Genomic DNA, 3,750 nt, shown 5'->3' with positions numbered 1-3,750 from the left:
GCCCACCTCTCCCGCGAGAGGACAACGGAAGGGCAGCGGAAGAGGGCGGGATCAGGGGAAGATCGCGCCGGGGTTGAGGATGCCGAGTGGGTCGAGGGCCTGTTTGATCCGCAGTGACAGGTCGAGGGCGTCACCGCCGACCTGGTCGGCCAGCCACGCCTTCTTCAGCCGGCCCACCCCGTGCTCGCCGGTGATCGTGCCGTCGAGGCGGATCGCCAGGTCCATCACCTCGCCGAACGCGAGCTGTGCCCGGGCGGCCGCGGCGGCGTCGGCGGGATCGAAGACGATCAGCGGGTGGGTGTTGCCGTCGCCGGCGTGGGCGATCAGCGCGATCGTCACGGCGCGGGCGGCGGCGATCGCCTCGATGCCCGCGACCAGTTCGGGCAGCCTGGGCAGCGGCACACCGACGTCCTCCAGCAGGACGGTGCCGCGACGTTCGACCGCCGGGATGACGCCGCGGCGGGCGACGACGAACGCCTCGCCTTCCGCCGGGTCGTCGGTGGCCAGCACCTCGGTCGCGCCGTGCGCCTGGCACGCCTCGGCCATGCTCCTCATCTCGAGCTCGGCGGCAAGGTAGCGGCTGTCCGACCGGGCGAGGAGCATCGCGGCCGCGTCGCGGTCGAGCCCCATGTGGAGCATGTCCTCCACGGCGTTGATCGACACCTGGTCCATGTACTCGAGCATCGCCGGCCGCAGGGCAGCGGTGATCGCCAGGACGGCGGCCGTCGCCTGCCGGGTGCTGGCGAACGTGGCGACCAGGGTGCTCGACGGCGGCTGGGCCGGCAGGAGACGCAGCGTCACCTCCGTGATGATCCCGAGGGTTCCCTCGCTGCCGACGAACAGCTTGGTCAGGGACAGGCCGGCGACGTCCTTCAGCCGCGGGCCGCCGAGGCGCACCGCCGTCCCGTCGCTCAGCACGACCTCGAGCCCGAGTACGTAGTCGGTGGTGACGCCGTACTTGACGCAGCACAGACCGCCGGCGTTCGTCGCCACGTTGCCGCCGATCGAGCAGATCTCGAAGGACGACGGGTCAGGGGGGTACCACAGCCCGTGGGCGGCGGCAGCGGCCTTCACCTCGGTGTTGAGCAGGCCCGGCTGCACGACCGCCATCCGGGTGCGGGGACTGACCTCGATCGCCCGCATCCGCTCGGTCGACAGCACGATGCCACCGTCGACGGCGGTCGCGCCGCCCGAAAGGCCGGTGCCGGCGCCGCGCGGGACGACCGGCACCCGGTGGCGCGCCGCCCAGCGCAGGGCCGCCTGCACATGCTCGGTCGACTCGGCGCGCACGGCGGCGAGCGGCATGCCCGCCGCCGGGTCCGCGGCCCGGTCGCGACGGTACTTCTCCAGCAGGTCGGGATCGGTGACGACGACGCCGGCGGGCAGCGCGTCGACCAGTTCGGCGAGCGTCACGTCCACAGCACCTCCCGGGCCGCCGCACCCTGGCTGGCCGCACCCTGACTGGCCGCACCCTGGGTTGACTCCACCGCGGCGAGGGTCAGCCGGTCGGGACGGCGGTGAGCGCCTTCACCTCGCGCCGCCGGCGGTGGAGGATCAGCTCGGTGTAACCGTTCGGCTGCCGGGCCCCTTCGAAGATCAGCTCAGCCGCGCTCCGGAAGGCGATGCTGGAGTCGAGGTCCGGCGTCATCGGCCGGTAGCTGGCGTCCCGGGCGTTCTGCTGGTCGACGACGACCGCCATCCGGGCGAGGCTCCCGCGGACCTGCTCGGGCGTGATGACCCCGTGACGCAGCCAGTTCGCCATCAGCTGGCTGGAGATGCGCAGCGTGGCGCGGTCCTCCATCAGCGCGACGTCGTGTATGTCGGGCACCTTGGAGCAGCCGATCCCCTGGTCTATCCAGCGGACGACGTAGCCGAGTATCGACTGGATGTTGTTGTCGACCTCCCGCTGGCGGTCCGTCTCGCTCCAGTGCGACGGGTCGCCGACGGGAATGCGCAGGATGTCACGGACGTCGGCCCGGCTACGGCCCGCGATCTCCTCCTGGCGGGCGGCGACGTCGACCCGGTGGTAGTGCAGCGCGTGCAGCGTCGCCGCGGTCGGCGAGGGCACCCAGGCCGTCGACGCCCCGGCAAGAGGCTGCGCGATCTTCTGCTCGAGCAGGTCGGCCATCAGGTCGGGCATCGCCCACATGCCCTTGCCGATCTGGGCGCGGCCGCGCAGGCCGGCGGCGAGCCCGACGTCGACGTTGTGGTCCTCGTAGGCGGCGATCCAGCGCTGCCTCTTCATGTCGGCCTTGCGGACCACGGGACCGGCCTCGAAGGAGGTGTGGATCTCGTCGCCCGAGCGGTCCAGGAAGCCGGTGTTGACGAACACGATCCGCTCGCGGGCCGCGTGGATCGACGCGGCGAGGTTCACCGTCGTGCGGCGCTCCTCGTCCATGAGACCGATTTTGATCGTGTTGGGCGGCAGTCCGAGCAGCCGCTCGACCCGGCCGAACAGCGCGACGGTGAACGCCACCTCGTCGGGGCCGTGCAGCTTCGGCTTGACGATGTAGACCGACCCGGTCCGGCTGCCCGGCCGCTCGGCGTCCGCGCGCAGGCCGGGCAGGGCGGCGAGCGAGGTGACGACCGCGTCGAGGAGGCCCTCGAACACCTCCTCGCCCGCGCCGTCGAGAACCGCGTCCGTGGTCATCAGGAGCCCGACGTTGCGGACCAGCAGCAGCGCCCGTCCGGGCAGCCGGAGCTCGCCCGCGCCGTCGGGGGCGGTGAAGACGCGGTCGGGCGCGAGGGCCCGGGTGAACGACGAGCCGTCCTTGACGACCTCGGCGGCGAGATCGCCACGGTTGAGCGCCAGCCAGTTGCGGTAGGCGGCCACCTTGTCCTCGGCGTCCACCGCCGCGACCGAGTCCTCGAAGTCCACGATCGTGGTGACGGCGGCCTCGAGGACGACGTCCTGCACTCCGGCGGGGTCGCCGGCGCCGATCGTCCCCGCCCGGTCGACGCGGATCTCGACGTGCAGCCGGTGGTGGACGAGCAGGACGCGCTCGGGCGCCTGCGGCGGACCGGTGTACCCGCGCAACCGCGCGGGGTCGGCCAGTGACGTCGTCGCGCCGGAGAGCAGCGTCACCACCAGCTCTCCGGCGCTGACGGTGTAGCCGGCCGCCTCGGCGTGGCTGCCCGCCCGCAGCGGCGCCACCTCGTCGAGGAACGCCCGCGCGTAGGCGATGACCTTCGCCCCCCGCACCGGGTTGTAGGGGCCGGAGCGCGCGGCCCCGCTGTCCTCGGCGATCGCGTCGGTGCCGTAGAGGGCGTCGTAGAGAGAGCCCCACCGGGCGTTCGCCGCGTTGAGCGCGAAGCGCGCGTTGAGCACCGGCACCACGAGCTGGGGGCCGGCGACGGCGGCGATCTCGTCGTCGACACCGCCGGTCGAGATCTGGAACTCGCCCGGGCCGGGCCGCAGGTAGCCGATCTCGGTGAGGAGGTCGTGATAGGCGTCGGCGTCGTGCGGACGCCCGGCGTTGGCGCGGTGCCAGGCGTCGATCCGGTGCTGTAGCCGGTCCCGCTCGGCGAGCAGCGCCCGGTTGGTGGGGGTCAGGTCCGTGACGATCTCCTCGACGCCCCGCCAGAACCGCCCGGCGTCCAGCCCCGAGCCGGCGAGGGCCTCGGACGTGACGAAGTCGTACAGGATGGTCGCCACCTGGAGTGTTCCCACCCGGGTGCGGTCGGTCATGAGGTGCCGCCTTTCGCGTCGTCAGGGGCAGAACCAGGAGCGGAGGCAGGGGCGGGATCAGG

The 3,750-nt window shown here is 72.8% G+C and carries 2 protein-coding genes; both read right to left on the bottom strand.

Annotation, left to right across the window (positions count from 1 at the left end; all coding sequences use genetic code 11):
- Nucleotides 1-51 precede the first annotated feature (51 nt).
- Entirely contained in the window at nucleotides 52-1,419 is a 1,368-nt protein-coding gene (locus tag AC5LUJ_RS23780; protein ID WP_250282340.1) for an FAD-binding oxidoreductase, read from the bottom strand.
- Nucleotides 1,420-1,498: 79 nt separating this feature from the next.
- Complete coding sequence (locus AC5LUJ_RS23775) at nucleotides 1,499-3,688, bottom strand: malate synthase G (RefSeq protein ID WP_493465827.1); 2,190 nt, start codon at nucleotides 3,686-3,688, stop codon at nucleotides 1,499-1,501.
- Between the last annotated feature and the right edge of the window lie 62 nt (nucleotides 3,689-3,750).

It is taken from the genome of Protofrankia sp. CiP1_Cm_nod3 (genome assembly GCF_982290655.1).
Note: the sequence above shows the minus strand (reverse complement) of the source record. Positions and strands in the feature narration are given on the sequence as shown.

Coding starts and splice junctions, on each gene's coding strand:
- AC5LUJ_RS23775 (WP_493465827.1), bottom strand. CDS start 3,688: ATGACCGACCGCACCCGGGTGGGAACACTCCAGGTGGCGACCATCCTG.